This window comes from Nonomuraea basaltis (assembly GCF_005893125.1).
GTDB classification, from domain to species: Bacteria; Actinomycetota; Actinomycetes; order Streptosporangiales; family Streptosporangiaceae; genus Nonomuraea; species Nonomuraea basaltis.
In genome coordinates, this window is the sequence record NZ_VCJS01000174.1 from 1 (window position 1) to 26,783 (window position 26,783).

The 26,783-nt window shown below is 68.2% G+C and carries 33 protein-coding genes and 1 pseudogene; 11 read left to right on the top strand and 23 right to left on the bottom strand.

Annotation, left to right across the window (positions count from 1 at the left end):
* The coding region (locus EJK15_RS49765; RefSeq protein WP_171074986.1) for a peptidase inhibitor family I36 protein at positions 1-441 on the top strand (441 nt) is incomplete at its 5' end.
* A 156-nt stretch (positions 442-597) separates the two neighbouring features.
* On the opposite strand, the gene EJK15_RS49770 is transcribed toward EJK15_RS49765, so the two are convergent.
* Positions 598-777: a hypothetical protein gene (locus EJK15_RS49770; RefSeq protein WP_138717475.1), complete on the bottom strand. Its 180-nt coding sequence runs from the start codon at positions 775-777 to the stop codon at positions 598-600.
* Between the two features lie 269 nt (positions 778-1,046).
* Positions 1,047-1,304, bottom strand: a complete 258-nt coding sequence (locus tag EJK15_RS49775; protein WP_138717476.1) for a holin — start codon at positions 1,302-1,304, stop codon at positions 1,047-1,049.
* 231 nt (positions 1,305-1,535) lie between these two features.
* Between EJK15_RS49775 and EJK15_RS49780 the strand changes: the two genes are divergently transcribed.
* Positions 1,536-1,994: a hypothetical protein gene (locus EJK15_RS49780; protein ID WP_138717477.1), complete on the top strand. Its 459-nt coding sequence runs from the start codon at positions 1,536-1,538 to the stop codon at positions 1,992-1,994.
* A 34-nt stretch (positions 1,995-2,028) separates the two neighbouring features.
* On the opposite strand, the gene EJK15_RS49785 is transcribed toward EJK15_RS49780, so the two are convergent.
* Genes EJK15_RS49785 through EJK15_RS49810 form a run of 8 tightly spaced genes read right to left on the bottom strand, consistent with a single transcriptional unit; the run spans position 2,029 to position 10,127 of the window.
* Entirely contained in the window at positions 2,029-2,829 is an 801-nt protein-coding gene (locus EJK15_RS49785; protein ID WP_240777718.1) for a peptidoglycan recognition protein family protein, read from the bottom strand.
* Complete coding sequence (locus EJK15_RS71535) at positions 2,826-2,978, bottom strand: hypothetical protein (RefSeq protein WP_171074987.1); 153 nt, start codon at positions 2,976-2,978, stop codon at positions 2,826-2,828. Before EJK15_RS71535 ends, EJK15_RS49785 begins: the two co-directional genes overlap by 4 nt.
* Before the next feature lie 9 nt (positions 2,979-2,987).
* A complete protein-coding gene (locus tag EJK15_RS49790; protein ID WP_138717479.1) occupies positions 2,988-3,290 on the bottom strand; it encodes a hypothetical protein in 303 nt (100 codons plus the stop codon).
* Positions 3,283-3,957: a hypothetical protein gene (locus tag EJK15_RS49795; protein ID WP_138717480.1), complete on the bottom strand. Its 675-nt coding sequence runs from the start codon at positions 3,955-3,957 to the stop codon at positions 3,283-3,285. Before EJK15_RS49795 ends, EJK15_RS49790 begins: the two co-directional genes overlap by 8 nt.
* Before the next feature lie 22 nt (positions 3,958-3,979).
* Positions 3,980-6,760, bottom strand: coding sequence for a phage tail protein (locus EJK15_RS49800; protein WP_138717481.1), 2,781 nt, complete (start codon positions 6,758-6,760; stop codon positions 3,980-3,982).
* Positions 6,738-6,902: a hypothetical protein gene (locus tag EJK15_RS71540; protein WP_171074988.1), complete on the bottom strand. Its 165-nt coding sequence runs from the start codon at positions 6,900-6,902 to the stop codon at positions 6,738-6,740. The genes EJK15_RS49800 and EJK15_RS71540 overlap by 23 nt, the downstream gene beginning before the upstream one ends.
* Positions 6,895-7,368 carry a hypothetical protein gene (locus EJK15_RS49805; protein WP_138717482.1) on the bottom strand — a complete coding sequence of 158 codons (474 nt, stop codon included), beginning with the start codon at positions 7,366-7,368 and terminating at the stop codon, positions 6,895-6,897. Before EJK15_RS49805 ends, EJK15_RS71540 begins: the two co-directional genes overlap by 8 nt.
* Positions 7,368-10,127, bottom strand: a complete 2,760-nt coding sequence (locus EJK15_RS49810; RefSeq protein WP_138717483.1) for a fibronectin type III domain-containing protein — start codon at positions 10,125-10,127, stop codon at positions 7,368-7,370. The genes EJK15_RS49805 and EJK15_RS49810 overlap by 1 nt, the downstream gene beginning before the upstream one ends.
* A 247-nt stretch (positions 10,128-10,374) precedes the next feature.
* Here EJK15_RS49810 and EJK15_RS49815 point away from each other — a divergent pair, with 247 nt between their 5' ends.
* Positions 10,375-10,779 (top strand): DUF6294 family protein, encoded by a 405-nt coding sequence (locus EJK15_RS49815; protein WP_138717484.1) that lies wholly within the window; start codon positions 10,375-10,377, stop codon positions 10,777-10,779.
* 10 nt (positions 10,780-10,789) lie between these two features.
* Here the strand turns inward: EJK15_RS49815 and EJK15_RS49820 are convergent, their stop codons facing one another.
* Positions 10,790-11,686, bottom strand: a complete 897-nt coding sequence (locus EJK15_RS49820; RefSeq protein WP_138717485.1) for a hypothetical protein — start codon at positions 11,684-11,686, stop codon at positions 10,790-10,792.
* 67 nt (positions 11,687-11,753) lie between these two features.
* Here EJK15_RS49820 and EJK15_RS49825 point away from each other — a divergent pair, with 67 nt between their 5' ends.
* Positions 11,754-12,383 carry a hypothetical protein gene (locus EJK15_RS49825; protein ID WP_240777719.1) on the top strand — a complete coding sequence of 210 codons (630 nt, stop codon included), beginning with the start codon at positions 11,754-11,756 and terminating at the stop codon, positions 12,381-12,383.
* On the opposite strand, the gene EJK15_RS49830 is transcribed toward EJK15_RS49825, so the two are convergent.
* Both EJK15_RS49830 and EJK15_RS71545 read right to left on the bottom strand, forming a co-directional pair.
* Positions 12,380-12,931, bottom strand: coding sequence for a hypothetical protein (locus tag EJK15_RS49830; RefSeq protein WP_138717486.1), 552 nt, complete (start codon positions 12,929-12,931; stop codon positions 12,380-12,382). The two genes, EJK15_RS49825 and EJK15_RS49830, sit on opposite strands and share 4 nt — an antisense overlap.
* A 142-nt stretch (positions 12,932-13,073) precedes the next feature.
* Positions 13,074-13,247 (bottom strand): hypothetical protein, encoded by a 174-nt coding sequence (locus EJK15_RS71545; protein WP_171074989.1) that lies wholly within the window; start codon positions 13,245-13,247, stop codon positions 13,074-13,076.
* Positions 13,248-13,336: 89 nt separating this feature from the next.
* Here EJK15_RS71545 and EJK15_RS49835 point away from each other — a divergent pair, with 89 nt between their 5' ends.
* The 3 genes from EJK15_RS49835 (at position 13,337) to EJK15_RS49840 (ending at position 15,253) form a co-directional block, all read left to right on the top strand.
* A complete protein-coding gene (locus EJK15_RS49835) occupies positions 13,337-14,491 on the top strand; it encodes an RtcB family protein (RefSeq protein WP_138717487.1) in 1,155 nt (384 codons plus the stop codon).
* Between the two features lie 9 nt (positions 14,492-14,500).
* Positions 14,501-14,632, top strand: a complete 132-nt coding sequence (locus EJK15_RS76715) for a hypothetical protein (protein WP_276615509.1) — start codon at positions 14,501-14,503, stop codon at positions 14,630-14,632.
* 402 nt (positions 14,633-15,034) lie between these two features.
* A complete protein-coding gene (locus EJK15_RS49840) occupies positions 15,035-15,253 on the top strand; it encodes an EF-hand domain-containing protein (protein WP_171074990.1) in 219 nt (72 codons plus the stop codon).
* Positions 15,254-15,430: 177 nt separating this feature from the next.
* Here EJK15_RS49840 and EJK15_RS49845 read toward each other — a convergent pair whose 3' ends face one another.
* The 5 genes from EJK15_RS49845 to EJK15_RS49865 form a co-directional block, all read right to left on the bottom strand.
* Entirely contained in the window at positions 15,431-16,291 is an 861-nt protein-coding gene (locus EJK15_RS49845) for an AAA family ATPase (RefSeq protein WP_240777720.1), read from the bottom strand.
* Between the two features lie 13 nt (positions 16,292-16,304).
* Positions 16,305-17,789, bottom strand: a complete 1,485-nt coding sequence (locus tag EJK15_RS49850) for a Mu transposase C-terminal domain-containing protein (RefSeq protein WP_138717489.1) — start codon at positions 17,787-17,789, stop codon at positions 16,305-16,307.
* A gap of 39 nt (positions 17,790-17,828) precedes the next feature.
* Positions 17,829-18,473 carry a recombinase family protein gene (locus tag EJK15_RS49855; protein ID WP_206061595.1) on the bottom strand — a complete coding sequence of 215 codons (645 nt, stop codon included), beginning with the start codon at positions 18,471-18,473 and terminating at the stop codon, positions 17,829-17,831.
* 318 nt (positions 18,474-18,791) lie between these two features.
* Positions 18,792-18,977 (bottom strand): hypothetical protein, encoded by a 186-nt coding sequence (locus EJK15_RS49860; protein ID WP_138717491.1) that lies wholly within the window; start codon positions 18,975-18,977, stop codon positions 18,792-18,794.
* Entirely contained in the window at positions 18,965-20,113 is a 1,149-nt protein-coding gene (locus tag EJK15_RS49865; protein ID WP_138717492.1) for a pectin acetylesterase-family hydrolase, read from the bottom strand. Before EJK15_RS49865 ends, EJK15_RS49860 begins: the two co-directional genes overlap by 13 nt.
* A 114-nt stretch (positions 20,114-20,227) precedes the next feature.
* On the opposite strand from EJK15_RS49865, the gene EJK15_RS49870 reads away from it, so the two are divergent.
* The 3 genes and pseudogenes from EJK15_RS49870 to EJK15_RS75385 all read left to right on the top strand — a co-directional run.
* Positions 20,228-21,568: a sensor histidine kinase gene (locus EJK15_RS49870; RefSeq protein ID WP_138717493.1), complete on the top strand. Its 1,341-nt coding sequence runs from the start codon at positions 20,228-20,230 to the stop codon at positions 21,566-21,568.
* A complete protein-coding gene (locus EJK15_RS49875; RefSeq protein WP_138717494.1) occupies positions 21,565-22,227 on the top strand; it encodes a response regulator in 663 nt (220 codons plus the stop codon). Before EJK15_RS49870 ends, EJK15_RS49875 begins: the two co-directional genes overlap by 4 nt.
* Positions 22,228-22,327: 100 nt before the next feature.
* Positions 22,328-22,555 (top strand): annotated as a pseudogene (locus tag EJK15_RS75385) (transposase); the annotation flags it as partial.
* A 216-nt stretch (positions 22,556-22,771) separates the two neighbouring features.
* Here the strand turns inward: EJK15_RS75385 and EJK15_RS73460 are convergent.
* The 4 genes from EJK15_RS73460 to EJK15_RS49900 all read right to left on the bottom strand — a co-directional run bounded on the left by EJK15_RS73460 (position 22,772) and on the right by EJK15_RS49900 (position 24,480).
* Positions 22,772-23,047 carry a tetratricopeptide repeat protein gene (locus EJK15_RS73460; protein WP_338089931.1) on the bottom strand — a complete coding sequence of 92 codons (276 nt, stop codon included), beginning with the start codon at positions 23,045-23,047 and terminating at the stop codon, positions 22,772-22,774.
* A 371-nt stretch (positions 23,048-23,418) separates the two neighbouring features.
* A complete protein-coding gene (locus EJK15_RS71550; protein ID WP_171074992.1) occupies positions 23,419-23,568 on the bottom strand; it encodes a hypothetical protein in 150 nt (49 codons plus the stop codon).
* Positions 23,569-23,626: 58 nt separating this feature from the next.
* On the bottom strand, positions 23,627-23,860 hold the full coding sequence (locus EJK15_RS78005; RefSeq protein ID WP_138717498.1) for a VOC family protein: 234 nt from the start codon (positions 23,858-23,860) through the stop codon (positions 23,627-23,629).
* A 146-nt stretch (positions 23,861-24,006) separates the two neighbouring features.
* Entirely contained in the window at positions 24,007-24,480 is a 474-nt protein-coding gene (locus EJK15_RS49900) for a MarR family transcriptional regulator (protein WP_206061597.1), read from the bottom strand.
* Positions 24,481-24,542: 62 nt separating this feature from the next.
* Between EJK15_RS49900 and EJK15_RS49905 the strand changes: the two genes are divergently transcribed.
* The gene (locus tag EJK15_RS49905; protein WP_138717495.1) at positions 24,543-24,929 is read left to right on the top strand and encodes a tautomerase family protein; all 387 of its coding nucleotides are present in this window, start codon (positions 24,543-24,545) and stop codon (positions 24,927-24,929) included.
* A gap of 25 nt (positions 24,930-24,954) precedes the next feature.
* Here EJK15_RS49905 and EJK15_RS75390 read toward each other — a convergent pair whose 3' ends face one another.
* Positions 24,955-26,571, bottom strand: coding sequence for an IS1634 family transposase (locus EJK15_RS75390; protein ID WP_240777721.1), 1,617 nt, complete (start codon positions 26,569-26,571; stop codon positions 24,955-24,957).
* Between the last annotated feature and the right edge of the window lie 212 nt (positions 26,572-26,783).

The window sequence follows — 26,783 nt, forward strand, 5'->3', positions numbered from 1 at the left end:
CCCCCCCCCCCGGCCAAGACGGCTCTTGAGCAGCAGATTGCCGAACAGTTGCGGCGAGCGCCCGGCGGCCAGATCATCAACGACCGACAAATCTCCTACGACAACGGCGCCGTCATCGTCACGGTGACGGCCGCAGAGGAGATCTCGACCACTGCGCTCAACGACTGCCCCGCCGGCTGGTTCTGCCTCTGGGCCGGTACCAGCTACAAGGGCAACCGCTATCAATTCAGGGACGAGGGCTACTGGCAGGATCTGGATCGCTATGGGCTGCCCTGGTTCTACTCTCTGTACAATCGCCGCAATCACCGAGTATTCCTAAAGGAATACGTTGATTGGTGGACGGACGAAAGGTGTCTGTCGGCCGGGACAAGGTTGAGCAACACCACGTCCATTCGGCACCTCCGCGCAATCTATCTGGGCAAGAGCAACAACCCCTGCTGATCGCAGCAGGGCTGGAGCTCGGCATTCTTCAACATCCCCTCCGTAGTGGCCTTCTACGCAGGTGTGGAGTGGCTACGGAAGCGCTGGGTGAAAGTCATATCGCGGAGCCGCTCCCGCAAGAGCCCCTCGGCCGAATAGACACGCTGCACGCGGGGCTTAGCTGATGGCGCTGACCCAGGTTCCGATCGGGATGGACACGAGAGCACCCGCGATGACGCCGATGATGAGCAATACCCACTCCCGGCGGCGTTGACGGGGAACTTCGAGGCGGGCCGCTTCTTGAGCCCGCACGGCAAGGGCGTCGGCGATCTTGTCGACGTCCTTGCCGCTGAACACTGTCAGATCGGGAACAGCGCTCCGGTCACATCGCGGAGAGCGTATCGAGAACGCCTGCCGGGGGGAGTTTCCGGAGACTGCGGCTGAACCGTCTCATGGACACGGCGAGATCAGCCAGACCAGCGTGAAGGTGATGGAGGCATCGGCTGAAGCGGTTCATGACCGCGGCGAGATCAGCATGGAGAGGTGGCTTCATAGGGGCATCTCCTCAAGCGAAAAGGCCCCCACCATCCCGGTCGGGGGATGGTGGGGCGGTTGATCGCGGAACATCAGCGCTGGTCGGGCGGCAGGTCAGGCCGGGCGGTGTGCTTGGCCACGTAGCCGGACACGTACGCGATCAGTCCCGGCAGCAGCGGGACCGCGAGCGACTCCAGCCAGTCGGGCAGGAACGCGATCAGGTCCAGGTCGGCGTTGATCGCCTGCAGGACGGTCAGGACCGCGAGCAGGCTGAGGTAGGAGCCCGCGGCGGACGCGGTGACCTTCCGCTCGATCTTGGGTTTGCCGTAGCTGATGGGCTCTCCGTGCATGGGTTTCCCTCCAACAAGGGTGCGGACATGCGAAAGCGCCCGCCCAAGCTGGGCAGACGCCGTGGTGTCGGTTCGGTTAGTTGCTCTCGTCGATCCAGCGGGTTCACGGCCGTCGAGGGAGCCGGGGGTTGCCACAGCGTGCGGCCGACCCGCTCGGTGTCCTGGGCGAGGGCCGGAACGGCGTCACGGAACCCACTAGGCAGCGACCTGTGCCGCTTCTACGCTCCGATCATGGCGGACATCAGCTACTTCGAGGCGTGGGGCATGTGGCTGGACGGCAGGTCCACGCTCGGAAACGATCTGCTTGGCCTGCCGATGATCTGGTGGGGGCGGGCGGGGAAGATCCTTTCCTTTATGAGTGGCGCCGCGATCGTCGTCGAGCTCGTCAGTCCGGAGACGTTCATGCGCTATGGGAAGCGGTTAGAGCGCATACTAGACATCAGCGTGTGGCGGGTTCCGGTAGTGGTGTTTGCTGCTGGCTTGATCGCAGGGCTCCTGACTCCGCCGCTCACCTTCGACGCGCCCAGCCTTCTTGCCAACTTAGCCGGGTGGGTGATCGCGATGATGGGCGTGTGGTTCCTGGTCATCATGTATCACTGGCTGATGAGTCCTCAGCGGGCGACCATCATGCGCTGGGTCGCCCTCACCCTGCTTCTGATCGGCTTCCACTTCGACCTGCTCGCCTCCTAGCCAATCACTGACTAGGCGGACACGCACTCGCCGGTCATGCGAGCGGTTTCCATGACCAGGTGATGTCCCACGTGTCCTCATCGATGACGCCGGTCGGCTTTACCCCGACCTTCTCCTGGTAGCTTGCGCACACGGCCTTCGACTTGGGGCCGTAGATGCCGTCGACGTCGATCGTCCAGCCGCGCTTGCGCAGCTTGTACTGCCAGGCGTGCACGTCGTTGCCCTGCATGTAGGGGTCGTCGAGCCGGATCACCCGGCCGGGCCAGAGGGGGATGCCGTCCTTGTAGACGACCTTGACCGGCTTCTCCACCGGCTTGTCGGGGCGCGGAGCTCCGGCCCGGACCCACGCGTACAGCGGACCACCGGGACAGGAGGTGGCGTAGCCGTCGCGGTGCCCCTTGATCTCGTCCCCGGCGCCGCCCTTCTCCCGCAGGTACTCGATCGCGTCCCTGAGGGCGTGCAGCATGGCGTCGTTCGGCTTGGTGTAGCCAGAGTCGCCGACGAGCGCCAGCACCGCGTAATGCCCGCTGTTCAGGCCGGGGCCGTTCGCGGCCGGCACGCGGTGCGCGCCCCGGCCGATGAACACGTACGAGTGCGGACAGCAGATCAGGTTGTAGCCGATGTCGATGTACTTCTCGCCTCGGCCTCCCGACATGTGCATCTGCTGGATCTGGTGGACCAGCTGCACGCACAGCCTGTGCTTCTTCGGCCCGGCGATGTCGGCGGGCACGGGCCCGCCGGTGTAGTGGATCTTCACGCCGCGTGTGGAGGAGACGCGCGTGTAGTCGCCGGTCGGGGGCGCGGCGTTCCAGGCGGCACGTGAAACCTGCTTCAAGGAGTCACCTCTCGTGAGGGTTGGAGGTTGAGCCATTCGGCCACGGTCAGGCCGAACGCATCGGCGGGAATGTGGATCGGGAGGACGGCGGGCACGAGCAGCACGCCGTCCTGGCACGGGAACACCGTGCCGACGGGAGGGGAGGACAAGGCGCCGGTTCAGCCTCGCGTGAGCTGGATAAGCGCGACCACCGCACCCGCGAGCGTCACCAGGACGCCGACGATCGCGATGATCTGCCGGGTGCGCTCGGTGAGCTGCGTGGTCGTCACGGCTGTCTTCTCGACCTCGGCCAGCCGGGTCTGAAGCTGCTCGACGTGCTTGGCCAGCTCAGCGTGCTTGTCGTCGAGCTGGTCGAGCCGCAGCAAGATGAGCGCGGTGCTGCTGTTGGTCCGCTCGAACCCGAGCTCGACCGCGCCGCGCAGCTCGGCCAGCGCCAGGGCCAGGTTCGGAGTCTCATCCACCCGACACCGTCCACGGCTTGCGGCCCATCCAGGTCGCCGGCGGCTTGACCTCGTACGTCGGCGCGACCGGCGCGGCCCGGTTGTTGCGGTACCAGTCCACCACCAGGCGGCGCGCCTGCACCCGGGCGGGGTCCAGCCGGGTGCCGGTCTTGATCGGATCCAGCGGATCCTGCGGCGCGGTCACCTGCAGGCCGATGTAGTCGAGCACGTCCTGCCGGAACCGCTGGTTCTCAGGCATCACCTGCACCCGGTGCTGCTTGACCGCGTCGATCCGCGCCCGGTGCGCGGCCAGCCGCTCGACATCAGGCACGCTGGGCGTCCAGCACGTCGGCAATCCGTGCGTGGCCTTCAACTGCGCAGCCACTGCGGGATTCAGCCGGGCCAGCGCGTCGTTGGGGTCCGGGATCCACGGCTCGTGCAGCACGATGTCCAGCAGTGTGTCCATGTCGTCGGGGTCGACGCCGTACTCGGCGCAGCGCCATTCCCACGTCGAGTGGGGGACGATCATCATGTGCGGCACGCCGTCCGGTCGCACGCACGCGATTCCCCAGATCGGTTCGGCTCCGTCGTGACTGACCGGCTGCTCAGCCTGTGCGCCTCCGGCCTGCAACAGGCTCGTGGGGCTGTAGCCGAGCTCGGCGTCCCAAACAGTCCAGATGTCGGCCATGGATGGCCCCCTCTCTTGTTGATCAGTGGCGGTGGGACCACCAGTAGAAGCCTTTGCCTGACCAGACGCCGCCGCCCTGTGACCAGCCGAAGGAGAAGCTGGACTGGTTGGACAAATCGAGGCACCAGTAGAAGTTGGGGTTCGCGGCGCCGTCCCTGACAACGGCGACCGGCCCCATGTTCGAGGCCATGCTGGGGCCGTAGTTGATGGTCACGCCGCCGCTGTCCGGGGGGACGGTGCCCGACCCGGCGTGGATGGTGTCGTACGGGTCGGCGGTGTTGGTGTCCCACACACGGCCGCGCAGATACCAGCGGCCTGAGCTGTTGCAGTGGATGTAGGACTGCGAGGAGGAGAAGCCGTCGTCGTAGCCGAACCGGCCATACCCCTCGGCGACGTCGAGGCCGCCGCCACGACGGTTGGAGTTCGCCGCGTTGCGGATGCCCAGCCGCACGAGGCCCGCAGCGACCTGGAGCTCGGCGCGGGCCGTTCCGCCGCTGTTCGTGCCGGACGTGATGAAGGTCGTCGTCTCACCCGGATAGAGGCCATCGACGGCGTAGAAACGCGAGTAGTTCGAGTTCCCAGCCGGGTAGAACCGCAGGTCCAGTGTGGCGGAGTCGAGGATGAACCGCTGTCCGGTCGCTGCCGAGCGCACGACGCTGCCGGTGATCGTCTTGCCGGTGATCGCGTCTGCAGCGATTTTCGCCGCGGTGATCGCGTTCGCGGCGATCTTGTCGGCCTCGATCGCGTTCGCCGAGATGTGCGCGGCCTGGATCGCCCCGGCCTTGATCTTGTCCGCCTCGATCGCGTTGGCGGCGATGTGTCCGGCCTTGATCTCCAGAGCCTGGATCAGCGCTCCTGTGATCGACCCGGCCACGATCTTTGCCTCGGCAGGGATGCTGCCGGTGATGATGTGGTCCGCGCCGTCGATGACCTCGCCGATCAGGTCCGTGTCCACCAGCGGCGTCACTGCCACGGTCAGGTGCCCCGACTGGCCCGACTCGTTTCCCGACCGATCCGTTGCGGTAAGCCAAATTTCCCGATCGGCGTTGTACGGCTGGGCCGGGATCACCTCCGTCCCGGCCCCGGTCAGGTAGCCGACGCGGGCGCCGGTGTCGGCCGGGTTCAGCGGGTCACGCATCCAGACGTGGACCCGGTCGAGGTCGATCGGCATCGCCTCGCCGGCGCTGCCCTTGCCGTTCCACTCCACATGGATCACACCGAGCCGCGCTGCCACGACGGGCGTCGACGGGACCGGCGGCGGAGTCGAGTCGTCCGGGATGAGCACCACGAACTGCGGCGAGAACACGCCCTTGGTGCCGTCGTTCGTCGCCCGCACCTTGAACGCGTACTCCCAGCCGACGACCAGCGGAGAGATCGTCGCCGTGCGATCACTCGAGTCGGTCTGCGCGATCAGCACCCACGGCACGTTCGCCTCGTTGCGGCGGGCGTACACCTCGTAGCCGTCGATCGACAGCTCGACGCCGTTCACGTCGGAGGTGACCGCGCCCCACGTGAGCGTGGCCTGCCCGTGCGGGTAGCCGTGCTCGTCCAGGTACGCGGCAGGCTCCACGAGCAGACCGCCCGGAGCGGCCGGAACACGGCCATCGGTGTCGGGTGCTGGCACTCCGCCGCCGCCTCCGGAGCTGATGCCGCCGTCCAGGATGCCCAGGCTGCGGCGAGCCAATCTGATGTCCCGCTCCAGGAAACGATCGTTGAGCACGAGGTTGCCGCCGATCACGCTGTCGGCGTCGCACGACAGGGTGATCTGCCGGACCCGAAGGCCCTGCATCACGCCCTGGTCCCCGGGCGCGAGCACCGTGTCCCCCGGCCGGTAGTCCTTCAACGGGAGCCAGCGGGCCGCGTACGGCCGGATCTGCCGCGTGTGCTGCACCCGCTCCCCCGACGCCCGATCAAGCGCGTACTGCGCCAGCAGCCGCGCGGTCCCCTCGTCGGACACGCCGGACTGCGACTGGTACGTCTCCCACCGGCCCCACGGAGCGGTCGCGGACGGGTTGGTCACCTCGACCTGCAGGCCGTTCTCCCCGACGATCAGGATCGCGCTGGAGGCGTCCTCCAGGGTCGCGTCGTCGGGAGCATCGTCGATGTCCCGGCCCATCCTCAGGTCCACCGGAGCGGGCCCCGTCGCGAAGTCCCGGGCCAGCGTCGTGCCCTCGTTGAAGGCCCGCAGCACCCGGCCCTGCATCGTCCAATCCACCACCCCCTGCTCGGCGAGGTTGATCAGCAGGGTGAGCAAGTCCGCGCCCGGGTCCAGCCCGATCGTCAGCAGCTTGTCCCACGGCTGTCCGGCCGAGTCGTGCGTCAGGGTGAAGTCCACCGCCAGGCCGGGCAGCGCCCCCCGCTCCTGCCCCTCGTCGACCACCGTCCGCAGGATCGCGCCCGGCGTGGCCGCGTTGAACGGCCGCTTCCCGTCGACCAGGGCACCGTTCGGATACAGCACCAGCTTGCGCAGCTGGCACGACCAACCCGGCGCGTCGAACGACAGCGGCCCAGCGTGATCGGTCGCATCCGAGGCGCGCTTGATGCGCAGGAACCGGCCCCCCTGCGGTTCCGTCCACGCGCCGCCCGCCGACCACTCGACCGCGATCTCGCACGGCTGCGCGAGCCACTGCGCGCCGGCCGCGTGCGTCGAGTACGTCAGCCGCAGCGACGGCACGTCGTTGAGCGGCATTCCGACCTCGAACCCGAGATGCTGCCCGAGCACGCCGAGACGGGGCCCGTTGGGGGCGTAGGCGACCAGCCGCAGCCCATACCGCATCGGCTCACCCGGAACGATCACCTGCATGTGCTGTCCCCTCTCGCTGCTTGAGTTGCGCCTGGAGCTGGTCCACGGCGACGGCCAAGACGGCGTTCTCGTACGTCAGCTCATCGATCCGCCTGCGTAGGACCGCCACCACGGCACCTGGATCCACGTGCAGGTCATCCACCCGAGCCACCCCCTGTGCTCTCTCGCGCCAACAGTCCGTCGATCTCCAGCCGAATCGTGGCCACCCGCACCGGGTCAACCCGGACGCGCTCGCGCAGCACCTGGAGCGGGTCAGCGGCGCGGGCCAGGCCATTCGCGGGGGCGGTGGTCACCTCGCCGTACTGCTCCTTGCACGCGGCCACCTGGTCGAGTACCCGGGCACGCGCGCTGGCCGCGTCGCCCTCCAGTACCGGCAGCACGCCGGGGTGACCGTCCGCGTGCATCGCGTGCAGCAGCGGCGTATACAGCAGGACCTCGATCGCCTCGTCGAGGGAGTCGAGGCCGTGTTCGGCCATGCGGATCTCGAACGCTTCCTTGGGGAACGAGGCCGCGAACGCCTCCCCGCCGCCGTCGACGGGCTCGTAGTGGATCAGCCACGTCTCCGAGCCTTCGGTCACACTCGTGATCCGCCAACGGGCTACTGCCATCAGGTCACTCCATGCTGTCGCCAGGCCCACACGTGGACCAGCACGTTGAAGGTCGTTGGGGTGCCCAGGCTCGACTCGCTGGACCGCAGCGTGAACCCACCCGTGCCCGGATTCGCGATGTGGAACGCCAGCCGGTTCGGGATCGGGCTGTCGGCCGTGATGTTGATGCGCGGGGTTGACTGCAGCGTGACCGCGAAAGCCACGAAGTACGACGCCGCGGCCACGCCGGACTCTGGCAGGCTCCGCGCGAACATGACCAGTCCCGCAGCGGACTCGAAGGAGAACGTGCCTCGGAACGTCGTGTACCCGGTCGCGGACCCGCCGCCGCCAGCGAACAGCCACCGGTTCAGGCGGCCCGAGATGTCGTTGTAGCCCACCTCAAGCTGGGACGGCTGCGCGAACATGTAGCCACCACCGGCCAGGCCGTCAGCGGTTTGCACCATGTGCATGCGCCACTCGTCGCCGCGCTGGATCACCTCGCTGCGGCGGGTGCCGTCCGGGCTGTTGCCGGAGTACAGGCGAATCGCGGCATTGGCGTCGGTCCAGATGCGGGCGTAGTTGGTGCCGGTCCCCGGCATGAACCTGATCTCCGGATCAGTCGCGCCCGCAGGGTTGACGATGATCCGGCGGCCCGTCACACCGGTCGCCAGCTGGCCCACGATGCTGACTGCGCCGGACGCCGAGGAGATGGCCACGGTCTGCACGGAGGAGGCGTTGTACGCCTCCAGCCCGCTGGCGTTCAGCTCCACTCTGGCCCCGTCCGGAGCGTCGGCCACGATCCTGGTGGAGAGGGTCAGCACCGCCTCCAGCTTGGCCGCCGTCACCTGCTCGGCGGCGATGTGCCCGGCGAGGATCTGCCCGGCGGCGATCTTCGCCGAGGTGACCGCGTTCGCCACGATCGCACCGGTAGTGATGGAGTCGTTGGCGGCGTCGCCCTGGACGAGCTGCACCGCGGCGATGGGCGCCGACGAGCTCCGCGCAGAGCTGTTGCCGGACCGGTCGACCGCCGTGAACGAGAACTCCCGATCCTGCCCGTACGGCAGACCCGGCACCACGAGCGAGCCCGCCGCGTCGAGATACCCGATCTCCTCCCAGCCGGGGTTGAGGGGGTCCTGCATCCACACCAGCACCCGCAGCAGATCAGGTGGCATCGGCGCCGCCCCAGTCCCCAGTCCGTCCCAGCTGACGTGCACGACGCCGAGCCTGCTCTCCAGCACTGGAGCGGTCGGAACTGGCGGCGCGTCCACGTCGTCCGGGATGGTCACAGCCACCGACGACGAGAACAGGCCCCGCGCGCCGAGGTTCACCGCGCGGACCTTGAACTGGTACTGCTGCCCCACCACCAGCGGGCTGAAGGTGGCGTTGGTGTCGCCAGCCTGCGTTGCCGCGGCGAGGAACCACGGGGCGCCCACCTCGTTGATGCGCATGAACAGCTCATAACCGCCGACGTTGAGCGCGACCCCCGCCACGTCGGTGGTGACAGCGCCCCACGTGGCGGTCACCTGCCCGCGCGGCATCCCATGCTCATCGACGTACGCGACCGGGTTCACGATCAGGCCGGACGGCGCAGCTGGAGTGCGCGGGGCCGGAGACTCCGGCGCGGGCCGCGCCCCCGACCCGCCCTCAGCGGTCGAGCCGCCGACGATGCCGGCCGTGCGGCGGGCCAACCGCAGGTCCCGTTCCAGCAGCCGGTCATTCAGGACCAGGTTGCCGCCGATGACGCCGTCCTTGTCCCTGGTCACGGTGAGCTGCCGGACCCGCAGCGACTCCATCGCCCCGGCCTCGGACGGCGCGAGGATGCGATCCCCAGGCCGGTAGTCGCGCCACGGCAGCCACCGCGCGGTGTACGGGGTGATCTGGCGGGTGCGCTGGACCCGCTCGTGCCCGGCGCGCAGCAGCACCGCTTCGGCGAGCAGGTGCGCCGTGCCCGGATCGGAGACGCCTCCCTGCCCGATGTAGGTTTCCCATCGCCCCCAGGGCTCGGCCGCGCCACCGTTGTGGAACGACGCGCGAAACCCGTCCTCCCCCACCACCAGCGCCGCTGACGCGAGGTCCTCGAACGTGCCGACGTCAGGCGCCTGCACCACATCGCGGCCGAACCGCACATCCACCGGCGCGGGCCCGGCCGCCAGGTCACGGGCGAGCTCGGTGTCCGGGTTGAACACCTGCAGCGTCCGCACGTTCATGCGGAAGTCGCAGACGCCCTGCTCGGCGAGGTTGATGAGCGTGGTGAGGGCGTCGAGGCCGGGCCGGTAGTAGATCGTCAAGATCTTCGCCCACGGCTGCCCTGCGCTGTCGTGCGTCGGGGTGAAGTCCCAGTCGAGCGCAGGCAGCGCGCCGCGCGCCTGTCCCTCGGCCAGGAAAGTTTGCAGGATCGCCCCCGGCATTGCCGACAAGAACGGACGCTTACCGTCCACCAGCGGCAAAACGCCTGGGTAGAGGATCACCTTGCGCAGCATCCACACATACCCGGGCAGCTCACACGTGGCCAGCCCGGTCTCATCAACCTGGTCGGCACGCCGCCGGATCAGCAGGAACCTGCCGTCGCTAGGCTCGGCCCACGTCTGGCCGTCCTCGCTCCATTCGACCGCGACCTCGACCGGCCCGCCGAGCAGCTCCGCGTTCACCGCGCGCGTGCTGTAGGACAGCTTCAGCGCGGGCACGTCCAGGAAAGGGCACGCGATCTCCACGCTCAACGGGGTCGGCAACACCCCCAGAGCGGCCCCGTTGGGCGCGCAGACGACAAGCCGTAGGTCCACCTGCGCCTCCCTTCACCATGACGAGGCTCGACCCATGGCGGTCCCAGATGCCACCGCCGGACACGGCGATGCCGTGGCCCTACCGCTGATTCCGTACCGATACTCCTTGGAGCCCGATCGGCACGACCCAGACATTTGAGTAGGCGCCTACTCAGGCGCACGCCACGCGGGCGGTAGATCCTCCTCTCAGCGGCATCGGCCCACAACGAGAGGAAGTGTTATGCAAGGCATCCGCAGAATCATGGCCATGGTCGCGACCATTGGCGTCATCTCCGTTGGCCTGACGCTCCCGGCCACCGGGACGGCCAACGCGTCCACCGCCTACAAGCAGTACACCTGGAACAAGAGCATGAGAGCGGGCGACTGCTGGATGTACGGCGGCGCAAAATGGACCCTGTATCCGAACGGCACGGCCGAGTTCGACGCCAGGGTCTTCAGTACGTCCGATGACGACGCCTGGCTGATGTGGGCTCATCTCAAGGACGAGAACGGCGCCGTGCTCGACGAAATTCGGGTGGCCGGCAGCACCAGCACGAAGTTCGTCAAGAACATCCCGGTTGAGGTGCGGACGTACCGGTGGTTTGCGAAGGGCCGGTTCGACCCCAGCCTGTACCCGCTGATCAAGGGCATGTCGTTGTCGAATCACTGCTGATTCGGCGGTCTCATTGCCGGGGATAGAACGCACACGAGCCGCCATAGGAGCGGCGGGCGCGAACCTCAATCTTGGAGGCCGCCGCGGCGGAGGTCGCCGTGGTGGTGACGAGCACGACCCGGGAGAAGGGGTCGAGCACGCCCACAGCGGGTGTCAGGTGGAGCCAGCGGAACGCCGAGCCGGGGCCGGTCGCGGCGATCTGCCCAGTCACGTCCGTCCCGGCCGCCGTGTCCCACGTGTCGCTGGTCACCAGGCGGGCCCGCATCTGCCCGCAGTCGATCAGGAGCCTCTCTCCCGCGAGCAGCCCTGACGAGCGGGAGACCGTGCCTGCGGTGGCCACGTCGGTCAGGGCAGGGTTGACGGCCGGGCCGGTGAAGCGCACCAGTGCGTCGATGATCGGCCCGGTCGAGCCCGCGAGCGTGCTCACGGGCTGGTCGGCGGCGTTCGCCGACCCCTGCCACGTGGTCTCGATCTCGTCGCGCCAGTACACGCCCGGGATGCGCATCACAGCCGTCAGCCGGGCCATCGCCGCGTCGGTGTTGATCTCCGGCTCGCTGATCCCGTCGAGGATGACGTCGGCCTGGCGGACGACCGTCCCCGCGATGAAGGTGAGCGTCATCAGCCGGTGTTTGACGCCAAGCAACGCCGTGAGGGCTTCGAGGTTGTGCTCCATCTGCTCGTACCCGCCGGCCGCGCCCGAGGGGGTGCGGCCGTACACGGTCAGCACGAGCGGCATCGTCGTCGTCTCATGGTCGAGGCCGACGATGGGCAGCTCCCCGGCGCGGCCGGGCACCTTGACCTGGACCTGCCGCAGACCAGGCAAGGGCCTGCGCTTGGTGCCCTTCTTCAACTTCCAGCACCCGGCCGGATGGTCCAGAGCGACCCCGTCGAGTAGGTACGTCGGCATTGCTCCCCCATTCCATAAGGAGAACCTACGAGAGTGATGGTCAGAGACCGGCTGACACCCGACCATCGTGTGGTACACCGTCCACGTTCTCGTGTTCGTCTCCATCACCAGCAGTGAAGGCATGAGCGTGGCCGTGGAGTTGGCAGCGATCACACTGTTGATCGTGACCCAGAACCTTTACCGGCGCTTCGCAGTCAAAGCAGACATGATGAAGACGATGATCGGGGCCTCGCTCCTCGCCGGCGCGCTGCTGGTCTCCGGCGCCACCGCGGCGGTCGCCCAGACGAAGCCGACACTCGGTCCCAACGGTTACGGTGCCGTCAAGCTCGGCATGACCGTCAAGCAGGCCAAGGCGACGGGGGACGTGGTCAAGAAGATGCCGGGCGGCGGCGGCTGCTCCGGCTGGGACCTGAAGAAGTTCCCGACTCCGAAGGACTCGGTCGGCATCTACATCTCGCCGCGCGTGGGACTGGCCGCCATCTTCGCCGCGAAGGGCATGAAGACTCCCGAAGGCATCATGCTCGGCTCCACCACCAAACAGTTGAAGGCGGCCTACCCGCACATCAAGAAGGACTTCCACGGCTACTACGTGATCAAGGTCCCCGGCAACAAGAAGGCCTACTACAGCTTCGGCGTCACCCGCGGCAAGGTCACCGAGTACGGCATCGCGCTCAACAAGCAAGACTGCTTCAACTAGAGCACCCCCAGCATTCCGGCGTAGGCGAGGCCACGGTTGACGGTCTCGCTGGTGGTCTCGGCGGCCGGGTTGATCGTGGTGACCTGGATGTTCACCCCGCCCGTCCGCCCTGGGCCCGCGCCGGTGACGGCGCGGCCGGTCGAGCCGATGTTCGCGGTCAGCTCCGGCCGGAACGACCGCTCCAGGTCCCCGGCGATGCGTGAGGCGGTGGCCAGCACCGTGCGGGCCGTAGCCTGCATGCCCTGGGCCATGCCGAGCATCGTGAACTGGCCGATCTGGGCGAAGACCGTGCTGGGGCTCGCGATGCCGAGGGCTTGGCGCACCCAGTCGGGCATGATCGACCGGAAGACGTCCTGCCATGGCCAGCGCGCCGCGCGGAGGCCCGTATCGCGGCGTGCGCCGTGGTAGCGGCCGGCGAGACGTTCCCGGCCCTGCTGTGGCAACACCGCACCTTCGCGAACGCCGTCCTCCGCCTGGCCGACCTCGCCGACCGGGCCGAAGGCGAGGACCTGCAGCAGCTCACCGACGAGTTGCTCGCCCTGTTCCACGTGCTCAATGAGGCACTGATCAACCACTATGGCCCGGCACTCGCCGCGCACGCCGAACGCCTCCAGATCAGCGCCGAACAGGTGGAGGAACGCCTCTACCCACCGCTGCCCCCGACGACGCCGACGACGCCTCCCGCCGCGCCTACGCCAACAGCATCCCCGGCTCCGCAAGGCCGGGTTCATCGGCCTGGGCCAGGAGCGGGGCCACGTCCTGCACGGCGTCATCCGCATCGTGTAGGACGTCGCCCAGCGCCGCGCCGACATCGACACCTTCCTCGACCGGCTGGAGGAGCACCGGCACGAGCTGCTTCCTCAAGCCCACACTCCACGAACAAACCAGTAGCGATCACCACCTTCCAGTCGCATACGCTGCCACGAGATCATCGAGCAGAAGGGCGGCCCGTCATGCCGCAGCAGGTAGCACCCGGCCTCATCTCCTGGGCGAGCGACATCGAGCCGGGCACCATCGAACAAGCCGCGCGCGCCGCCCGCCTGCCCTTCGTCCCCAGCCACGTCGCCCTGATGCCCGACGCGCACATCGGCATGGGCGCCACCGTCGGCTCCGTCATCCCCACCCGGGGCGCGATCATCCCCTCGGCCGTGGGCGTGGACATCGGCTGCGGCATGGTCGCCACCGAAACCGGCCTGACCGCCGCCGACCTGCCTGACACCCTGGCCGCGCTCATGCCGCTCATTGAGCAGCGCATCCCCGCCGGCGTCGGCCAAGGCCATGACGACCCGCACACCGACGTCTCGCTCGACACGGTCGGCACGCCCCACACCGCACTGACGAGCAAGCAGGAGCGCACGGTCATCACCCAGTTCGGGACGCTCGGCTCCGGCAACCACTTCGTCGAGGTCTGCCTGGACGAGCGCGACCGGGTATGGACGGTGCTGCACTCCGGCTCGCGCGGCATCGGCAACCAGCTCGCCACCAAGCACATCGGCGAGGCCAAGAAGCTGATGGCACAGTACTTCATCAAGCTGGAAGACCCGGACCTGGCCTACCTCGTCCAGGGAACCCCGCAGTTCACCGCCTACATCGAGGACATGCTGTGGGCACAGCGCTACGCCATGGCCTCGCGCGCCCGCATGGCCGAGGTGTTGGCCGCCTCGCTCTTTCAGATCGTCGGCCACGGTTCCGCGCTGCGTACCATCAACGCCCACCACAACTTCACGCAGATGGAGCGCCACCACGGCCGGGACATGTGGATCACCCGCAAGGGAGCCATCAAAGCCGACACCGGAGACGAGGGCATCATCCCCGGCTCGATGGGCACCCGCTCCTACATCGTGACCGGCCTGGGCAGCGCCGCTTCCTACAACTCCTGTTCTCACGGCGCAGGACGGCGCATGTCCCGCACCGAGGCCCGTAAGAAGCTCACTGCGGCCTCGCTCACCGAAGCGATGGGCGACCGCACCTGGAACGCCGACCGTGCAGGAGCCCTGGTGGACGAGCATCCGGAGGCGTACAAGTCGATCGACCAGGTCATGGAGGACCAGAAAGACCTCGTCACCGTTCAACACACGCTGCGGCAGGTCTTCAACTACAAGGGCTGATTCCGATCGATGACGAGAGGTGGTGCGAGTCTGGCCCTGAGCGGCCACACTATCGGCGACCCCCGGGATGAGGGCGTGCTGAACGTGGCCGGGCTCGACGCCACCCTGCCCCTGGTCGTCAACGGCTTCATCCGCGCCTAGATCTGCTGGAACGCCAGACGGAGGCTCGTCCATGCCCATTCGCCGCGAAAGCCCGAGACTAATGCTCTGCACGCCGAAGGCTTCGGCCGATGTCCATCAGATGTCCTTGTCGTTGTTGGGGGCAAAGGTCGGTGACGGTCACGCGGCGGTGCCAGAGGTGCACGGCGTGGACCTCGATGTCGGTGCGTGCCAGATGCGCGTGGGCGATGAAGCCGGCGTCGTCCCGCGAGGAGGCCCAGTAGACGCTGGCGGTTGGCTCGATTGGGTTCCTGCCGTGGCGGATCCGGGATGGGCGCCGCGACCGGCGTCTTTCGGCGCGTCATCCCTCGCATGAGGTACAAGCTCGTGCTTCGATGTTGCTTTCTCCGTACTTCGCATGAATCGCACAATGAGAGGTCACCCATGCCGGATCTTGACGACCCGACGGCCACGTTCCAGAAGTTCGACCGCGACGGGGACGGATACATCACGCGCGAGGAGTTCACGCTCGCCATGAACGCGCACGGCGAGGAGGTCACCGCCGCCGAGCTCGACTCGATCTTCAAGGTCTCGGACGAGCACGATGGGGACGTGGACGGGCGCATCTCGTTGGCGGAGTTCCTGGTGGCTTGGAACAAGTGACGGCGCGCTTGCCTACCGTAAACGATCACCCGGTCGCCCCGGTAGGCAGGCATCCGGTAGTACCGGCGCACGTACTCCGGCTGGGTCTTGCCGTTCCAGCTGTGACCTGCAACGCAGCCTTGGCCGGAAATCTGCAACATTATTTGTCCGCGTACGTCACGGACAGCAGCGGGGTGGTCAGCTGATCCCGATGACCAGAGCATCGCGGGCGGCATCGATGACCTCGGTGGTGATCCGGTCGACGCCGTCGTTGAGTTTCATCACCCGCTCGGCTTGTTCCAGGAGCCGGGTGACCAGTCGGAAGTTGCCCGCGGTGGTGCGGTTGATCGCGGCGATGGCCTCGGTAGTGGTGGCGTCGGTGATGTCCAGGCCAAGGTGGGCGAAGGCTGTGGTCAGGACGGTGGCGAGTTCGTCGGCGGCCAGGGTGCGGTAGTGGTGGACGAAGCCGATGCGGCTGTAGAGCTGGGGGTAGCGGGCCAGGCGCTTTTCGATGCCGGGCATGCCGATGAGGATCAGCCCCAGGCTGCTGCGGTCATAGAAGTCGCGGACCTGCTCAATGGCGCGGGTGGTGAGCCGTTCGGACTCATCGATGATGACCAGTTCGGTGTAGAGGCTGGCGCCGTGGAGGTTGGTCTCGCGCTTGGGGTCGTCGATGTCGCGGGCGCGGACCATGGCGTGACGGTTGGTCAGGTCGGTCAGGTCCGTGAGGGCCCGGCCGGGCGGGGTGTTGATCAGAGGCGTGTAGAGCACGGTGTGCCAGTCGGGCCGGTTGGCGCCGGCGTGGAACCAATCGGCTAGAGCGTGGGGCATCTCCAGCAGTGGGCGTTGTTCCGGCCAGCGCGCGTAGGAGTGGGCCGACAAGGTCTTGCCGACGCCGGCGGGGCCGTAGCACAGGCCGATGTAGCGGGAGCCGCGCACGGTGTCGGCGAACTCGCAGAACCTGCGGTGCTCCTTGGTGGAGATCAGGTTCGGCATCGGCGGGGTGGGGCGTGGCCCGCGCCGCACGCCTCTCCGGTTGGGGTTGGAGCGTTTGGTCACGGGCCATGCTCCTCTACTCCTCGGCGTAGATCTTCAACCGGCGCTGCGTGGGTGCCGGTGGGGCGAGCTCGTGGGCGGGCGCGGGAAGGCCGGTCCGGTGGGCCAGCAGCTGGTCGACAAGGCTGGTGCGTTCGGCCAGATCCTGGGTGAGCTGGCGGCGGCGGGCGCGGCGGGCCGCGATGATCTCCCGCATGCTGATGGTGGTGCAGGCCAGCTCGGCGCAGATCGCCCGGCAGATGAAGACGCCGCGGTGGAAGATCCGTAGTTCGGCCAGGTCGCGTGGGTCGTACCGGATGACGACGCTTTCCCCGACGAACGCGGCCAGCGTGGAGTCCAGGTAGCGCAGGCCGAACGCGTGGATGCCGTCGGGATGGACTTTGCGGGGCTTGGCCACGGTGAGCAGCAGCAGGTCCAGCTGTTCCACGGAGTCGGGCATCTGCGGCAGGAATCCGCCCTGCGCCCAGCGAGCGGCCGGTGGCTGGGCGGTTTCGGGGTGGATGCGCCGGTGGTAGTCGCTGACGATCCAGGCGTTCAGGGCTTCATCGAGCTGGGTCAGGCTCAGCCGGGCCTGGCCGGCGCGGTCGGGCAGGCCGGCGGGCGCGTAGCCGGGCAGCGTCGACAGGCACATCTGGTGCACGGTGGCGAACAGTCGCTCGATTTTTCCGCGGCCGCGGGGTTGACCGGGCAGGGAGAACACCAGGCGGATCTTCAGGTCGGCGGCGACCTGTTCCAGGTGCTCTGAGGTGAAGTCGGAGCCGTGGTCGGTGTAGAAGACCGTGGGGATCCCGCAGATCTGCCAGCGCGGGTCGCCCTTGCGCCAGATCGCCCGCCGCAGCGTCAAGGCGGTGCCGATGGCGCTGGGTGCCTCCAGGCTCAGCCTGTGGGCGGCGATCGCCCGGGAGTATTCGTCGATGATCAGCGTGAGCCAGGGCCGGGCCGGGGTGCCGTCCTCGGTCAGGATGTAGAAGTCCAGCTCGGTGTGGTCGGCCTGCCAGCTGGCGTTCGGCGCGTCCACTTCTCGGCGGCCGATCAGCTCGAAGGCGTCGGCGTAGCGCTTGCGGCCCTCGTGGGCCAGGCACTTGAGTGCCGGGTCGAGGGCCGCGATCACGTTGACCACCGTGCGATAGCTGGGGACCGGCCAGCCGTGCTCGGGAGCCAGTTCCTGGATGCGGCGGTGCACGGCGGCCGCGCTGAGTCGCGGCGTGCGCAGGGCCAAGGCCTCGATCACCCGTTGCAGCGGCTCGGGCATGCGCCGGCGGCCGATGTCCTCGCGGGGGCGGGGAGCCAGAGCGGCCAGGCCACCCCGGCGGTAGCGCGCCGTCCACCGCCGGGCCGTCCGTACCGAGATCTTGCCTGTGTGGGCGACCTCGGACAACGCGACGGCGTCTTCCAGGTGCGGCTGCAAGATCCCGAATCGCCGCACGGCCTCCTCTCGCGCGGTCACGGTCAGCCGCGCCAGCGGCGGCGACGGCTTCGCCCCCGCACCGGGCCCGGTCATGGCTTCACGCTAACCGGGACCAGGCCAGCCGGGGAGTGGTCAGCCGACCCCTTCTGGTGCTTCCCCGTCCTCGGGCAGGTCGCCGGCGAGCAGCGCGGCTTGAGTCTCCTCACGCTGCTTACTCAACGCCCGGTACAAAGTGGAAAGACCGACACCGAACCCGGCGGCGACGTCCACAACCTTGATACCAGAGGCGATCATCGCGGCGGCTGCCGCGCGCTGCTGGGCGGTCATCTTGGACGGCCGCCCGGTAGGCAGGCCGCGGGCTTCCTTGGCCGCCCGGGCGCTGGCCACCCGCTCCAGCATGTAGATCCGCTCCATCTGCGCGAACATCGCCAGCAACGCGATGGCCATGTCGGCGGCCGGGCAGGGCACGCTGGTGTCCACCGGGATCTGGTCCTGGAGTGTGCGCAGGCCGATGCCGCGCTCGGTCAGCTCGTGGGCCAGGTTGAGGCACTCGCGCATGTTGCGCCCAAGCCGGTCCAGGGTCACGACAGTGATCCGGTGACCGGCGTGCGGCGGCACGCGGCGCAGCAGATCCTCCAGGCCGTCGCGGGCCATCGTGGCCCCGGTACGCCGATCGGACCAGATGAGCTCTTCGGGGATGCCGGCGGCCTTGAGGGTGTCGATCTGCCGGGTGAGATGTTGAGCGGTGGTGCTGACCCGGGCGTAGCCGTAGTCCACGAACCTCACGGTATCGAAAGCTGACGCCGTAACAAGGGTTACGAGAACCACTTTCGAGACCAACTTATGAGACTGGCCGACCTGCGGGGACGTCTCCGCTGCGGCGGTACCCGGGCCGCGTCTCGAAAGCATGCTTTCGAGACAGCCGCTGCGCCCACGAAACAGCCGGAATACTGGTGCTGCGGCGATGGGCACAGTGAGTCGTGTTCATCCTGACCGAGCAGGTCACACTGACCGTGCAGGTCACAGGGGTGGCGTGGGCGGGTGATGCCGTGCTGGTGCTGGTTGTCGGGGACTGTCTGGTGTGAAGATCGTCTGTCAGCGGGTGATCTCGTGGTGGTTGAGGATCATCAGCGCCCGGACGAGCCGGGTGGCCCACTTCACGTCGAGGCGGAGCTTGGTCGGCACGCGCCAGTTCTTCAGGTGCGCGAACGCGTGCTCACACACCGCCCGTTCCGCCGCGATCAGTAGTCGTTTGTCGAGGACCGGTTCTACGGATCGCACTTGGTGCAATGGACGTCGGCGGGCGGGTCGTCGGTGACCAGCGTGTCGAGCCAGTCGACCAGCCGGGTGCCGTTGACCTTGATCTGGTAGAAGTCTTCGAACTCGAAGAGTCCGTGGCCGTCACCGGGTGCGGTGTAGCTGTGCAGGTTCGCTCCGGCGGCTTCGATGGCCTTTTCGTTGGCGTCGATGACGGCCAGCTCGTCGAAGCCCGGCACGGGGTCGATGCTCGGTGAGTCGCCGTGCTCCCATCCGGTGATCTCCACGGCGGCGTGCGGGTCGTAGGCGTAGTCGAATCGGGACAACACGAGGTCGGGGTTGTGCAGGCCGGCTTGGGTCCAGAACCTGGGGACGCCCCATTGGCGGGCGGTGAGTCCTTGGACGGCCCAGTCGGGCATGGTGTCGTAGGCGCCCCATGCTGCGTCGAGGACGTCGGTGTTGAAGTCGGGGCTGTTGGGCCAGGCGCCGGACTGGCCGCCGAACACTGTGACCTGGGCGTCCGGGAGCCGATCGGCGACCAGTCCGCCGTAGATGGGGGCGGCAATCGACCCGGCGGTTTTGCCGATGACGACGACCTGGGTGGCGTCCGGGTAGGTCTTGGCGAGGTGGTCCAGGGCGGCGGTGCCGTTGACGTAGCCGTTGTGTTCGACGGTCAACGTGTCCGAGTACTTCTGGGAAACGTTGCCCAGATGCGCGTCACCGGTGCAGGAACTCACGTAGAGGAACGAGTAGTCGGTGAACGGGTTGTCCGCCCGGGTGACGTCGAACATTCCGCTCCGGTTCTCCGGGTTCGTCCCCTGAAGGTTCCAGTCGTAGAAGTCGCTCTCGCCTTCCTCTTCCCCTGGCGTGGACGTGAACTCACAGCTCTTCGCGTCCCAGCAGACGCCGCCGCCGTTCAGGAAGAGCACGACCTTGGTCGTATCGGCCCGCCGTTCCCAGAAGGCGAACTCGCTGCCGTCAGCGCAGTTGCAGCCGGCTGCGGGCACGACCCGGTCCGACTCCATGGCCTTGGCGGTGGTGGCCTCGGGGGTGCTGCAGCCGGCCAGCACCAGGCCCAGAGCGGCCAGCAGCAGAAGTGGTGTCCTCAGCACGCGGTGGTGGCGCGAACGGCCGTCGGCAGTACCGGAGTTGTTCGTCATGCGTCATAGGCTGCGCGGTGCCGGGTTGACCGCGCACCTGTCCCTGGTCATGTTCTGAACCTGACTTTCGACGGGTTCTGGCCGGCGGCGCCGAAGCCTAAGGTGCTGGTTAGTATGAAAACTTACACGGCGACGCTGTGGCGCGCCTTGCGCAGATCGAGCTTCCAGGATGCCGTCCTTGCCGCACTGCTGCTGACGGGCACGTGGGTGTGGACGGGTAGCGCCGCGACTGAGGTGAGCAACGGCTGGTTCGCCGAAGTGCCGTGGTTGCAGGAGCCGCCGGTCCGGTGGGCCTTGATCGGGGTCTGTATCGCCGCCGTGGCGGTGCGCCGCAGGTGGCCGGTCCCGGCGCTCGCCGCGGCATCGCTCGCCGCCGTGGCGCAGATGGCACTGGCGGCAGGACCGACACCCGCCGACCTGGCCGTTCCGGTCACTCTGTACACGATCGCCGCGGGACGGCGGCGCCAGGTGTCGCTCGCACTGCTCGGCGCCGCCCTGGCGGTGGCGACGGCATGGTCGGTGTTCGTGTCCCTCGACGGCAAGGCCGACGGCTGGCTCTACGGAGGCCCCCGCACCGGCGGAGACGAACGCCCGCCGGGAGTCGCCGTGCCACCACCGCGGTCGGCAACGGGCGACGCTGCACTGCCGCGCGACGACGAACCCACGGCGTTCGGCCCGACGGACTGGGGCGGGATCCCCGTCCTCGGCTCCCTGCTGCTCGTCGCCTGGGCGATCGGGTGGGGCCTGCAGAGCCGCCGCGCCTACCTCGGCGAGCTCACGGCGCGGGCCCGGGACCTGGAGCGCGAGCGCGACCAGCAGGCCGCGCTGGCCGTGGCCACCGAACGGGCCAGGATCACCCGCGAGTTGCACGACGTGGTGGCGCACGGCCTGGCCGTCATCGTGATGCAGGCGCAGGGCGGCGCCGCGGCGTTCGCCAACCGGCCCGCCGACACGCTGGCCGCGCTGGACACCATCGTGGCGACCGGGCGCGCCTCGCTAGCCGACATGCGGCACGTGCTGTCATCGTCCGGGCAGATCGACGGCGATGCGCGGCCGGTGCCGGGGCTGGCGCAGCTGCCCCGCCTCATCGAGCAGGTCCGGCAGGCGGGCACCCCGGTCCAGTTCCACATCGACGGATCGCCGCGACCGCTGCCAGCCGGTGTAGACGTCTCGTCGTACCGGATCGTCCAGGAGGCGCTGACCAACACCATGAAACATGCCGGGCCGGGCGCCTGCGTCCAGGTAGTGGTGTCCTACGGAAGCGACGAGCTGAGGCTCGAGGTCAGCGACAACGGCACCGGCGAGCCGGCAGCCGACAAGGCCGGCAATGGACTGCGGGGCATGCGGGAACGCGCAGCCCTGCTGGGCGGCGAGGTGGCCGCCGGCCCCGGGTCGGACGGCGGTTATGCGATACGGGCCCGCATCCCCCTCGATCCGGGAGGAGCGAGCGCATGATCCGGGTTCTGCTGGTCGACGATCAGGTTCTGCTCCGTGCCGGCCTGCGGATGATCCTCGAGAACGCCGAGGACATGGACGTCGTCGGAGAGGCCGACGACGGCGCCACGGCCACCGACCTGGCGGTTCAAACGACGCCGGACGTCGTGCTGATGGACATCCGGATGCCCGAGGTGGACGGTCTTGAGGCCACCCGCCGCATCCGCGCGGCGCTCCCGGACGGACCGCGCATCCTGATCCTCACCACCTTCGATCTCGACGAGTACGTGTACTCCGCACTGCGGGCGGGCGCCAGCGGCTTCCTGCTCAAGGACACCCTCGCCGCCGACCTATTGTCCGCGATCCGCGTGGTGGCGAAGGGCGACGCGATCGTCGCCCCCCCGGTCACCCGGCGACTGATCGAACGCCACATCGCCACGTCCGGCGACCCGCTGCCTCGCACCGAAGCCGAGCTGCGCGTCCTCACCGACCGGGAACGCGAGGTGCTCGAACTGATCGCCCGGGGCCTCTCGAACGCCGAGATCGCCGGCCGCCTCTTCCTCACTGAGGGGACCGTGAAGGGCCACGTCAGCCGCATCCTGGCAAAGCTCGCCCTCCGGGACCGGGTGCAGGCCGTGATCTTCTCCTACGAGTGCGGCCTGGTCCGCGCCGGCGCGTGACCCGAACACCAACGGTGCCGGCAGATTCGGCTGGCATCGGAGGGTGTACTGGTCGTGGCCGAGGAGCGACACGCACTTTGGCCTCCGGAGGGCTCGCACCGACCGCCCGCTCGGAAAGAACGGCAACTCGGCCATCGGTGCCCTGGTCGAGCGCAGCACCCGCTACGTGATGCTCGTCCACCTGCCGATCGACCGCAGTGCCGAGCGCATGCGCGATGCCCTGGTGGAGACCATGGCCACGCTACCCGTCCATCTCAAGCGCTCCCTCACCTGGGATCAGGGCAGCGAGATGGGGCGCCACCACGAGTTCTCCGTCGCCGCCGAGGTGACTCGGTCCCGGAGCGGTTTGGACGCCATGACGAGCTGCTCTAGCGCGGGGATGGGGTGTCGTGACGTCGGGCCTCGAGCTTGCGGTGGAGGCTGCCGCGGACGATGTTGCCGGCAAGCGTGATCACGTTCGTGGGTCGATGTTGGCGGCGGACAACACGATCGGGTAGGTGAGGCGGGCCGGATCATCGGAGGGCGGCGCGGTAGAGATCGCCTCCTAGCCAGTCGATGGGATGTCCCAGAGACGTATCTGCAACGACGTGTCGTACTCGTCTTCATAAAGCCAGAATTCGGCCTGCTCGGCGAGCACTCGCTGCCGATCCGCCGGCGTCTGCTCATACAGCGGGATCGCGCGGCCCAGGTCCCCCGCCGACTGGTAGGCGCCGGCGAGGTTGTTCCGCGACGACAGCGTGTCGCGATGGTCGCCGCGGCGGTGTGTGCGGGCGGTACCGCCACGCATGGCGTGATGGCGCTGAGGTTGTTCGAGAAACATCACCCAGCACAACGAGGAGCTTCACGCACAGCTGCGACTGTTCTGCCACCTCATGCTCGGTTCGGCCGACGCCGCCGACCGCGTCATGCGGCAGATCTACCATCGCGCACTCGATCACCAAGACGATCAACAGCATCGGCAATCAGCACGCGTCCGACTATTCAGTATCGCCGCCGACCTCTGCGGGGCCCGCGGTCGTTCATCGCACGAAGAAGCTAGGCCTGGGGGTGGCCCCGGTTCCACCACACGAGCTCACCCCAAGCCAACCCGATTGACCAGGGGCAGTCCCACACGCTTTGAGGAACGCAGCACGAGCCGGTCGTTGGGGCTGTGGTGTATCCGGCGGCGTCATCACGAAGGCGCCACCCTGTTCAGCCTGCCGCCAGATACGCCGACGCCTCGATATGCAGCCCGATGTCCGCATCGACCACCACCCACGACACCGACTCATCGGGAGCACAGAGGGGGGCGGCTTTGTGGAAGCAGCCTGACAGGAAGGCCCTCAGGAGCGCGCCGGTCACGCAGAGCTACTTTGCCCCTGGTGACAGCGACCCGAGCAGGGGGCCATGTCGGCGGCTGTCACGTCCCGGTGATGGAGAAAGCGTTGCCGTCGGGGTCGCGGAAGGCAAACATCGATGGTACGCCGGGCCATTGAAGGATCTCATTGATATCAACGCCGGCGGCGTTGAGGGCCGCGTGCGCGGCCGTTGCGTCGTCGGTGGTGAACCGGATAGTGGTGGGGCCGCGGGTGACGTCTTCGGTGGCCTGCTCCAGCGTGACGACGACGTTGTCGCCGCCGGGTACGAGCTCGATCTACCGTCCGGTCGGGATCGACTCGTCGCGCAGTACCGTGAAGCCGAGCGTGTCGAACGCCCAGATCTCACGGGGATCGACAGTCCGGTGCCGAGGTGCCGAGATGGCTCCGCGGCTAGCCCCGTTTTTCCGCACATACGTGATCTTCAGCTCAAGCCGTGCATCCGCTTGCCCAAGGCGGTCTCGAAGGCACGCATCGTCCGCACGATCGTGGCGCGTTCGGCCGGCGTGAGGTCGGCCAGGACCTCGGCCCACGTCAGCGCGCTGCCCGCCAGCCACTCGCGGATCGGCTCGACGTACTGCGGTGCGATCGCGACGACCCGCCGTCGCCGGTCGACATCGTCCTCTTCCCGCGTCAGGACACCGCGGCGAGACAGGTCACCCACCATGAGACTGACGGTCGTCGGAGCGATCTCCAGCCGCTCCGCCAGCTGGCTCACCGTGAGAGAACCGTCGTACTGCAGGTAGGCCAGCAGTGACAGGTGGCGGGGTGCGAGATCGAGCGTCCGCAGCGCCTCCGGGACGGGCAGCCGCTTGGCTCGCCCGACGATCCTGGGCATCAGCAGCAGCATGGATCGCACCGCCTGGTCGGTGGTCATGCCGTCCGCGTTGTTGACCATCTGGCACCTCGCCAATTACCTTTGACATCAAAGCTAATTTGAGAACAAACAGGAGATCTACGATGCCACATCTGACGGTCCGAGTCCTGGAGCCGCAGCTCCAGGGCAACGAATCGGCCCTCATCGCCGCGCTGACCGACGCGGTGGTCGACGTATACGGCGAGTGGGCGCGCGACATCGCGGTCATCCACCTCGACGGCGTACCCGCCGGACGGTGGGGCCTGCGGGGCAAGCCGGTCGACGAGGCCTCACCCGCGATCATGTTCGGTATCAGCGAGGCGGCGTTCACCCGTCCCGACAGCGGCGAGCTCGTTGCTAAGCTCGTGCGAACTGTCACCGACTCCGTCGCCGACGTCCTCGGAGCGCACTTGCGCGACACCATCACGGTCGAGCTCGTCGCCACCCCGGCCGGCCGCACTGCGATCGGAGGTGTGATCGTCGACAGCTAGCCCCGTTTCCGCACGTGAGTGATCTTCAGCGGAGATCTCGTGGGTCGATGTCGAGGAGATCCAGGAGGCGGAGTTGGAGGTCTGAGGGTTGCGGGATGGTCGGGGGTGACTGGCCGGTGCCCGGGATGAGCCGGATACCGGCCAGGGCGTCGAGGATGAGCATGCCGGTGGGGATGGCGGGTCGGCCTGCGTACAGACCTGCGACTTTGGTCGCGCCTCGTGCGTCCAGAGCCTGGCGGACCTGGCGTTCGATCAGGCAGAAGATGAGCAGGGCCAGGCAGATGACGGTGATCAGCGCGTTGATGCGGCGATTGTTCTTCAGATACAGGTTGGTGACGGCCAGCGGTCCTTTGAACGCGGCGTGGCGGCGTTCGACGGCTTCTTGGCCTTTGTAGTGACGCAGGACCTGTTCGGCGTCGGCGCTCTGGGCGGGCAGGTTGGTCAGCAGGGCGTACCAGCCGTCGGTGGCGGCTTCGGCGTCAAGCGCGGCCTGGTCGAAGTGCCAGGCCAGGGTGGGTTTGCCGGTGACCGCGTCGGTGCCGGTGACCGCGGTCAGATAGGCGCTCACGCGCCGGGCGCGGCCGATGGCGGTGACACGGTCGGCGACCGCCTGCTGATCGGGGTAGTGGCGGCTGCCCAGACCGCGTTCCAGCCGGGCCAGATCCTCGCGGGCGCGCTCCAGCTTCTTGGCCCGGGCGGTGGCGGCCGCCTGAGCGCGGGCCGAGGAATGCACGAAGACCCTGCGTAAGTCCAGGACGGGGTCCTTCTTGCGCGGCCCGGCCAGTGTCATGACGTCTTCGGCCACATGCCAGACACCGCGTTGCCCGGCTGGCTGACCCGCATCGCGGGCGGCGGCATAGTCCACCTTGGTCGCATCAGCCAAGTCGAGGCCGGCCAGCACCTCGGCGGGGACGTAGGTTTTGGAGGCCGGAGCGATGAAAGCGACGTGCTCGGCGCTCATCGCGGCCAGATTCGCATACGAGATCAGCTTGGAGTCACCGATCATCAGCATCGGTTGCGGGCCGGCCAGCTTCTGCAGCGCCTGCATCGCCGGAATGACCTGACTCACCTCGCCGGCTCCGCCGTCGTAGGCGCGGTGGAAGACCGGGACAGCGCCGTCGGCGGCCACGGCGAGGCCGGCCTGAATCTGTTTGAGATCCGGCCGGCGATCCTTGGGATGGCCGAACTTCGGCGCGGGCGCGGCGGGGTCGGCCTGCTGGTAGTCGCCATGCAACGAGATCGAGGTCAAGTCCCAGTGCAGGCGCCTCACGTCGATGCCGAACGCCTCGATCGCGGCCAGTCCGACCGATCCGGCCAGGTGGTCCAGATGCGGCGCGATCGCGTCCAGCGCCCGGCCGATCCGGTCATCGTTGAGCAGCTCCGGCTCCACCCCGAAGGCCTCACCCACCGCCCACGCCCGCGCCCACTCTTGCACGTGCACCAGCGGGGCCGGCGAGGTCAGCCGGTTGGCCACCAGCACCTCGATCACCTGGCCATGGGTCAACTCGGCCACATCCCGCACCGGACAGGCCGCATCGACCAGCTCCCGGATCCGCAACCGGGAGCAGAACCCGGCCACCACCGGTAACGCCCCGAGCATCTTCTCGATACTGGCCTGACCCCACTGCGCACGTTGTCTCACGAGCCCAAGGTCATACCGCGCCGACCAGCCGAGATCAACACCAGCATCCGCTTGATCCTCAACTACCTCAACGTGCGGAAAACAGGGCTAGCTGTGCCGCCATCGGGACCCTGTGGGGCGCTCGGGGCCGCGAGCGCCCCACAGGGGTGGGGCGGGTCAGTATCCGGGGACGTTTACCCGGAACGGTCGGCCGTTGAGGGTGCCGGTGACGG

Bases quoted from the DNA above. Each gene is read 5' to 3' on its own strand.
- EJK15_RS49775 (WP_138717476.1), bottom strand. From the start codon at position 1,304: ATGCACGGAGAGCCCATCAGCTACGGCAAACCCAAGATCGAGCGGAAG.
- EJK15_RS49780 (WP_138717477.1), top strand. From the start codon at position 1,536: ATGGCGGACATCAGCTACTTCGAGGCGTGGGGCATGTGGCTGGACGGC.
- EJK15_RS49795 (WP_138717480.1), bottom strand. From the start codon at position 3,957: ATGGCCGACATCTGGACTGTTTGGGACGCCGAGCTCGGCTACAGCCCC.
- EJK15_RS49800 (WP_138717481.1), bottom strand. From the start codon at position 6,760: ATGCAGGTGATCGTTCCGGGTGAGCCGATGCGGTATGGGCTGCGGCTG.
- EJK15_RS49805 (WP_138717482.1), bottom strand. From the start codon at position 7,368: ATGGCAGTAGCCCGTTGGCGGATCACGAGTGTGACCGAAGGCTCGGAG.
- EJK15_RS49815 (WP_138717484.1), top strand. From the start codon at position 10,375: ATGGTCGCGACCATTGGCGTCATCTCCGTTGGCCTGACGCTCCCGGCC.
- EJK15_RS49820 (WP_138717485.1), bottom strand. From the start codon at position 11,686: ATGCCGACGTACCTACTCGACGGGGTCGCTCTGGACCATCCGGCCGGG.
- EJK15_RS49835 (WP_138717487.1), top strand. From the start codon at position 13,337: ATGCCGCAGCAGGTAGCACCCGGCCTCATCTCCTGGGCGAGCGACATC.
- EJK15_RS76715 (WP_276615509.1), top strand. From the start codon at position 14,501: ATGACGAGAGGTGGTGCGAGTCTGGCCCTGAGCGGCCACACTATCGGC.
- EJK15_RS49840 (WP_171074990.1), top strand. From the start codon at position 15,035: ATGCCGGATCTTGACGACCCGACGGCCACGTTCCAGAAGTTCGACCGC.
- EJK15_RS49850 (WP_138717489.1), bottom strand. From the start codon at position 17,789: ATGACCGGGCCCGGTGCGGGGGCGAAGCCGTCGCCGCCGCTGGCGCGG.
- EJK15_RS49865 (WP_138717492.1), bottom strand. From the start codon at position 20,113: ATGACGAACAACTCCGGTACTGCCGACGGCCGTTCGCGCCACCACCGC.
- EJK15_RS49870 (WP_138717493.1), top strand. From the start codon at position 20,228: ATGAAAACTTACACGGCGACGCTGTGGCGCGCCTTGCGCAGATCGAGC.
- EJK15_RS49875 (WP_138717494.1), top strand. From the start codon at position 21,565: ATGATCCGGGTTCTGCTGGTCGACGATCAGGTTCTGCTCCGTGCCGGC.
- EJK15_RS73460 (WP_338089931.1), bottom strand. From the start codon at position 23,047: ATGTTTCTCGAACAACCTCAGCGCCATCACGCCATGCGTGGCGGTACC.
- EJK15_RS49900 (WP_206061597.1), bottom strand. From the start codon at position 24,480: ATGGTCAACAACGCGGACGGCATGACCACCGACCAGGCGGTGCGATCC.
- EJK15_RS49905 (WP_138717495.1), top strand. From the start codon at position 24,543: ATGCCACATCTGACGGTCCGAGTCCTGGAGCCGCAGCTCCAGGGCAAC.